We start from the raw sequence: 6993 nt of genomic DNA, 5'->3' as shown, positions 1-6993 counted from the left end.
GCCCCGGCCGGCGCCGGCCAGCGCGTCGGCGGCGCCGACCTGGCTCAGCGGCGACTGCTCGACGGCGAGCGGCTGACGCGGCCGGGTCAGCGGGGCCTGACCCCGGTTGACCGGCAGCACGACCGTCGAGTTCGGCAGCGTCACCTGGGCGACCGTGCCGCCCTCGACGTTGCGGCGCAGCTCGACCCGGATCCCGTAGCGGGAGGCGAGCCGGCTGACCACGGCCAGACCCATCAGCCGGAACGCGGCCACGTCGACGGTCGGCGGCGCGGCCAGCCGCCGGTTGAGCGAGTCGAGCTGCTCGTCGCTGAGGCCCAGGCCCCGGTCCTCGATCTGGATCAGCACGTAGTCGCGGATCCGGCGGCCGTCGGCCACCACCGAGGTGTTCGGTGGCGAGAACCGGGTGGCGTTGTCGAGCAGTTCGGCCACCAGCCGGACCACGTCGTTGACGGCGTGCGCGGCGACCGAGATGTCGGTGTCGACGGTGCCGAACTCGATCCGGTTGTAGAGCTCGACCTCGGACTGGGCGGCGCGCAGCACGTCGACCAGCAGCGCGTCGTCCCGGCGCGGCACCGCGGAGTCGGCCCCGGCGAGGACCAGCAGGTTCTCGTCGTTGCGGCGCATCCGGGTGGCCAGGTGGTCCAGCTCGAAGAGCTGGGCCAGCCGCTTCGGGTCCTCCTCGCCGCGCTCGATCGCGTCCAGCTCGCCGATCATCCGGTCGACCAGGCTCTGCGAGCGGCGGGCCAGGTTGAGGAACATCGCCGAGACGCTGGTACGCAGCGCGGCCTGCTCGGCGGCGACCCGGACCGCCTCCCGGTGGACCACGTTGAAGGCCACCGCCACCTGGCCGACCTCGTCCCGGTTGGACAGCTTGATCGGGTCCCGGACCTGCTGGACGATCTCGTCCACGCCGCCGTCGCCGATGGCGTTGACGTTCTGCAGCCGGCTCACCGCGTCCGGCAGGTCGTGGTTGGCCACCGAGAGCGCGCCCTCGCGCAGCCGGCGCAGCGAGTCGTTGAGCGAGCGGGCGAGCACCACGGCGAGCGTGACGGCGACGGCCAGCGTGAGCAGCACGAGCAGGCTCTCCACGAAGGCCTGCCGGATCACGTCCGAGCGCACCGCGTCGGCGTCGGCCAGCAGCTCGTCCAGGAGCTGGATCTCCGCCCACCGCATCAGGTCGTCGACGGCGCCGATGGCGGCGGACGCCTCGTCCCGGGTGACCTGCGCGGGCCTGCCGACGGACCGGGACAGGTCGGTGGCGACCCGGTCGGCGAGCTGCACCGCGTCGCCGGAGACGGTCCGGTCCACCAGGGCCCGCTGCTCCGGGGCGGCGGCGCGGGAGAAGGCGAGCAGCGCCTCCTGCTGGCCGGTCAGGGTGGCGACGAAGGAGGAGAACTGCTCCTCGTCGATCCGGCCGCCGGCGGCGAGCGCGGTGAACGCGACCGCCTGCTCCTCCGCCACCTCGGCCTTGGCGTGGGCGAACGCGGCCACCGCCCGACGGGCGTCGGCGAGGCTCTCCGCGCCCGGCTGCTGGGCCAGCGCGTCGCCGTACGCGACCAGGTCGTCGAGGACGATCCCGTAGCGCAGGCTCGCCTCGGCCACCGGCATCTGCAGGCGGTCGAGCACCTCCTGGCGGGTGCCGTTGAGGGTGGCCAGGTGGTCGTCGATCACCTTGAGCCGGCCCCGGATCGCGGCCGACACGTCGCCGAGCTTGTCGCGCTCCTCGCGGTACGCGGCGATCCGCTCGTCGGTGCGGCGCACCCGCAGGTTGTAGTCGTCCGGCTTCTGCTCCGGGTCGGCCAGGAACACCGCCGCCGCCATCCGCTCCTTGTGCAGGTCCTGAGTGAGCGCCGAGACGTCGACCGAGACCGCGGTGAGCGCGCGGACCTGGTCCGCCTCGTAGGCGCCCTGGCCCACGGAAATGAGTCGGATAGTTGCCAGTGCAATGACAGCGGCGACCGGAACGACCAGGATGAGGGCGAGCTTGGAGCGGATCCGCGCGTCACGCAGCCTGGGCAGGCGCCGTCGCCGGTTCCGCTGTTCGGCGTTGGGGCTCCCGGGCAGGGTCGTAGGTCCGGTGCTCACGACATCGCCTCCGTCGTTTCTTCCACGCGCGACCCGCTGACCCGTGCCTGGTGCAGCGGCCAGCGCCACGCGCGGCACGGCCGCGATTTCATCAGACGAGATCCTGTTTGGGAAGCCGCAGTGAGGCAGGAAACGGTCGGGGTCGACTCAACCCGAGATCCGATCACCTAATACCTTCTTTTCTCCAACCCCCTGAACAGGGGATGTCACTCCAGAGTGGTCACGCGCATCTGCGCAGTAATTGTCAGTTAACGTTTCGTGTCCCCAGCATGTGGGATGGGCGTCCCGAAACGGCTTCCGGCGCCCGCGCTTGACCACAGGGCCCGGCATTGGCAAGGTTTTGCAGGCTTCGCGCACACCGTACGGCACACCAATCCCGATCCTCCACTGAGGACGGACGAGCGGCGGTGATCGGGCGTCGACCCGCGCCGCACCTGGAGGACTGAGTTGAGCCCCATCCGCTCCGCGAGCATCGCGGTGCTCGCATCGGCCGTGCTGGCCACCACGCTCACCGGCTGCGGGATCGGCGGGGAACCGCAGGACACCAGCCCGATCGTGATCGCCGCCGACCTCGAACTCTCCGGCGCTTCCGCGCCGATCGGCAAGGTCTACCAAAGAGCCCTGGAACTGAAGGTCGACCAGCTGAACGCCTCGGGCGCGCTGGGTGGCCGGCAGATCAAGCTGAAGGTCAAGGACAACCGCTCCGACGCGGCCGAGTCCTTGCGGAACATCAACGATTTCAGCGCCGACTCAGAGGTGAGCGCGGTCATCATGGGCAGTTGCAACGAATGCGCCGTCGGGGCTGCCCGCACGATCGGCGACAAGCGCATTCCGACCATCGCGCTCGCCTCGGCCGGCGCGGTCACCGAACCGGTCGACCAGCGCCGGTACGTCTTCAAGCTGGCGCCGAATGCGGCCGACAGCGCGGCGGCGCTCACCACCGAACTGAGCCGGCGCCAGATCCGCAAGGTGGCCGTGCTGCACAGCGCCGACGGCTACGGCCAGGAGGGGCTGACCGCGCTGCGGCGCGATTTCGGCAAGACCACGGTGCGGCTCGTGGGCGCCGAGTCGGTACGCACCACCGACACCGAGGTGAGCACCCAGATCACCGACCTGCTCGCCAAGAAGCCGCAGGCCCTGATCCTCTGGACCACGCCGGAGCAGGCGACGCTGGCCGCCACCACCGCCCGGCAGAGCAAGTTCGGCGGGTCGTTCTTCTTCGACGCCTCGGCGGCCGGTGACCTGTTCCTGGGTCCGTCGGCCCGCTCCACCGAGCAGGCCACGCTCATCTTCACCCAGACGATGGTGATCGACGACGTCATCGCCACCACCCCGGCCAAGGCGGCCCGGCGGCAGTGGTTCCAGGACTACACCGCCCGGTTCGGCGGCTACAACGGCTTCTCCTCGTTCGCCGCGGACGCGGTGCAACTCATCGCCGACGCCGAGCAGCGCGCCGGCGGGGAGCCGGGCGAGGTGAACCGGGACGCGCTGCGCGACGTGCTGGAGACCGCACAGCTCGACGGCCTCTCCGGGCCGATCCGGATGACCCCGGACAACCACTCCGGGCTGATGCCGCAGGCGTTGACGACGTTGGTGGCTCGTGGGGGTCGGTGGCGGCTCGCCGGCTGATTTTCCTGTCGCGGTGGGGGTGTGGCCCCACCGCAACCGGCTCCGGGCGGTCAGGCTTGATCCCTACGCCGGTTGCGGTGGGGCCACACCTGTCGTGGTCGGCCGCCGACCGTGGGTTGTGCTCGATCTGTCGGCGTCCCCGGTCGACGTCGGGTTCTCGGTCGGCGGGGTCGGGTTCCCGGTCGACGGGGTGGGTCGGGCCGGCCCCGGTCGACGGTGGTCCCCGGGGGTCAGCGGGCGGAGGTGGTGGCCCGGACCCACGGGAGGGCGAGGCGCTCGATCAGGCTCAGCACCGCGTAGAGCACGATGCTCATCAGCGCCACCAGCACGATGGCCGCCCAGGCGGTCGCGGTGTCGCCCACGCCGTTGTACTGCAGGATCTGGTAGCCCAGGCCGGGCCGGTCCGAGTAGAACTCCCCGATCACCGCGCCGATCGCGGCCAGCGGCATGGCCACCTTGAGGCCGACGAAGATCTGCGGCAGGGCGGCCGGGAAGCGCACCTTGCGGAACGACTGCCACCAGGACGCGTTGAGCGACCGGCCCAGCTCTGCCAGGTCGGCCGGGGTGGTGGTCAACCCGGTGGCGGTGGAGAGCACGATCGGGAAGAAGCAGAGCAGGAACACCATCGTCAGGATGGGCTTCTGGCCGAAGCCCACGGCCACCACGAGCAGCGGACCGAAGGCGATCTTCGGGACCGCGTTGACCGCCACCAGCAGCGGCGCGAACATCCGCTCCACCCGGCTCGACGCGGCCAGCGCCGTCCCGATCAGCACGCCGACGGCCGCCGAGAGCAGGAAGCCGGCCAGGGTCATCCAGGTGGTGATGCCCAGCGCCGGCAGCAGCACCTCGGTGGTGGACGCCAGCGAACGGGCCACGTCCTGGGGCGGCGGCAGCGCGACCGGGTGCACCAGGTGCAGCCCCGAGGTGACCAGCCACCAGGCGGCCACCGCGACGACCAGTCCCAGCGCCGGCAACCCGACCGCCGCCGGGCGTACCGCCGGGCCGCGCCGGGCCCGCACGGACGGGACCGGCTCCTCCGGCGCACCGGGGCGGGCCTCGGTCAACTGCGTCAACGTGTCCTCCTCTCTCGGCCGGTCGGGACGACCGGCACGCGAAGGGGGTGCGCCCCACCGGGTGTTCCGGCGGGGCGCACCCCCGTGACCCGAGCCGACCGGTCAGGCCTTCGGCGCGAGGTTGAAGTCGATGATCTGGTCCGGGGTGAGGTTCTGCTTGAGCGCGCCCGCACCCTGGAGCAGCGCGATGCTCTTGGCCACCCGGCCGCTGTCCAGGGTGCCGATCGCGGTGCCGGAGTTGCTCGACCGCACGTACGCGGCCATCAACCGCAGCTCCGCAGCGGACGCACCCGGGTTCGCGGCCGGCACGTTCTTCTTCAGGATCTCGCCCGCCTCGTCCGGGTGCTCCAGGGAGTACTCCAGGCCCTTGAGCAGAGCGGCCGTGAACTTCTTGACCATCTCCGGCTTCTCCTTGGCGATCTTGCTGGAGGTGATCAGCGCGTTGCCGTAGAGGTCCTGCATCACGTTGCTGTAGGGCAGCACGACCGGCTTCTTCTTGGCCACCGCCTCGACCGTCGGCTGGCCGACGACGAACTGGCCGATGCCGTCCACCGAGCCCGAGCCGAGCATGCCGATCAGGCCCTGCGCCTCACCGTTGACCCAGGTCACCTTGCTGCCGTCGATGCCGGCCAGCCGGGCGTACGTCGGGAAGAGGTTGCGCACGACGGAGGTCGGGGTGTCGGCGAGCTTCTTGCCCTCGAGGTCCTTCGGGGTGGCGATGTTCTTGCCCTCGACCGTGACGATCGCCGCCATGGTGCGCTGCTGGATCGCGGCCACCGCGACGAAGTCCTTGGCCTGGCCGTTGCCGAGCTGGAGGATGCCACCGGTCAGGTCGATCGGGCCGAAGTCGGCCTGGCCGCCGGTGATGGTCTGGATGACGGAACCGGTGCCCTGGCCGGGCTTGATGTCGACGTCGAAGCCGGCCTCCTTGAAGAAGCCCTTGTCCTTCGCCACCCAGGCGTAGGAGTCACGGCCGAAGTTGCCGAACGAGGTGAGGTAGGTCACCTTCTCCAGCGCCGCGCCGCTGCCGCCGCCGCCCTCGGACTTGTCCGAGTCGCTGCTGCAGCCGCCGACGAGGGCGAGGGCGGTCGCCAGCGCCGCGGCGGCGACCGTACGGGTCAACCTTCTCATCAGTGCACCATGTCCTTTCCGACCAGGACTTCTTCGCCGGTCGGGTCGTGGGTCCGACGGGGTCGGCAGGAGGGGCAGCCAACGGGACCGTCGTGAGGGGACTCTTCGCGCGCAACAGCGTACGAGAAGGCTGATGACGCGCCGCAACCGTCCGGGTTGCGGAAAGGAAACGAAGTTGCGTGACGGAAAGCGGACTGACGTCCACCCCGGACGGTGCTATAAGCACACACCCCGCTACGCTAGCCCGGCTCACGTTCGCGACGAAGTGGGAAGGGAGCCGGCGGGAGATGATCCGACTGTCCGGGGTGTCCCGCACCTTCGACGGCCGATCCGGGCGGGTGGAGGCGCTGCGCGGCATCGACCTCGACGTCGCCGAGGGTGAGTTCGTCGCCGTGCTGGGCCGGTCGGGCTGCGGCAAGTCCACCCTGCTGCGCATGATCGCCGGGCTGCTGCCGGTCACCGCCGGTGAGATCACGGTCGCCGGCACGCCGATCACGAGGCCGCGCCGGGACGTGGCCATGCTGTTCCAGCGGCCGGCCCTGCTGCCCTGGCGCACGGTGCTCGACAACGTCCTGCTGCCGGTGGAGATCTTCGGCTGGAGCCGGGCCAGGCACCGCGACCGGGCCCGCGAGCTGCTGGAGATGGCCGGGCTGGGCGGCTTCGAGAAGCGCCTGCCGCACGAGCTGTCCGGCGGCATGCAGCAGCGCGTCTCGCTCTGCCGCTCCCTGATCGGCTCGCCCCGGGTGATGCTGATGGACGAGCCGTTCTCCGCGCTCGACGCGCTGACCCGGGAGGAGCTCTCCGGGGAGTTGCAGCGGGTGCACATGGACACGAAGGCCACCATCGTCTTCGTCACCCACTCGATCGACGAGGCGGTGCTGCTGGCCGACCGGGTGGTCGTGCTCAGCCCCCGTCCCGGCCGGATCCGCGAGGTGGTCGAGGTGGCCGTGCCCCGGCCCCGCACCCTGGGCCGGCACGCGCACCTGGCCGACGTCGCGCGGATCAGCGCCGAGCTGCACGAACTGCTGATGGAGCGGGACGCCGCGGGCGTACCCGCGTCGGCCGGCCCGGCGGG

At 71.2% G+C, this 6993-nt stretch carries 5 protein-coding genes; 2 read left to right on the top strand and 3 right to left on the bottom strand.

The features are described from left to right. Positions 1-2085, bottom strand: a 2085-nt coding sequence (locus tag HUW36_RS21895; RefSeq protein WP_174529890.1) for a sensor histidine kinase, incomplete at its 3' end; no start/stop codon positions are given. Between the two features lie 447 nt (positions 2086-2532). Between HUW36_RS21895 and HUW36_RS21890 the strand changes: the two genes are divergently transcribed. Continuing rightward, positions 2533-3714, top strand: a complete 1182-nt coding sequence (locus HUW36_RS21890; protein WP_174529889.1) for an ABC transporter substrate-binding protein — start codon at positions 2533-2535, stop codon at positions 3712-3714. Between the two features lie 230 nt (positions 3715-3944). Here the strand turns inward: HUW36_RS21890 and HUW36_RS21885 are convergent, their stop codons facing one another. Next, the gene (locus tag HUW36_RS21885) at positions 3945-4733 is read right to left on the bottom strand and encodes an ABC transporter permease (protein ID WP_246248265.1); all 789 of its coding nucleotides are present in this window, start codon (positions 4731-4733) and stop codon (positions 3945-3947) included. Positions 4734-4889: 156 nt separating this feature from the next. Further along, on the bottom strand, positions 4890-5918 hold the full coding sequence (locus tag HUW36_RS21880; RefSeq protein ID WP_174529887.1) for an ABC transporter substrate-binding protein: 1029 nt from the start codon (positions 5916-5918) through the stop codon (positions 4890-4892). A gap of 287 nt (positions 5919-6205) precedes the next feature. Here HUW36_RS21880 and HUW36_RS21875 point away from each other — a divergent pair. Next, the coding region (locus HUW36_RS21875; protein WP_174529886.1) for an ABC transporter ATP-binding protein at positions 6206-6993 on the top strand (788 nt) is incomplete at its 3' end.

The organism is Micromonospora maritima, assembly GCF_902825405.1.
Taxonomy (GTDB): Bacteria; Actinomycetota; Actinomycetes; order Mycobacteriales; family Micromonosporaceae; genus Micromonospora; species Micromonospora maritima.
Note: the sequence above shows the minus strand (reverse complement) of the source record. Positions and strands in the feature narration are given on the sequence as shown.

Coding starts and splice junctions, on each gene's coding strand:
- HUW36_RS21880 (WP_174529887.1), bottom strand. CDS start 5,918: ATGAGAAGGTTGACCCGTACGGTCGCCGCCGCGGCGCTGGCGACCGCC.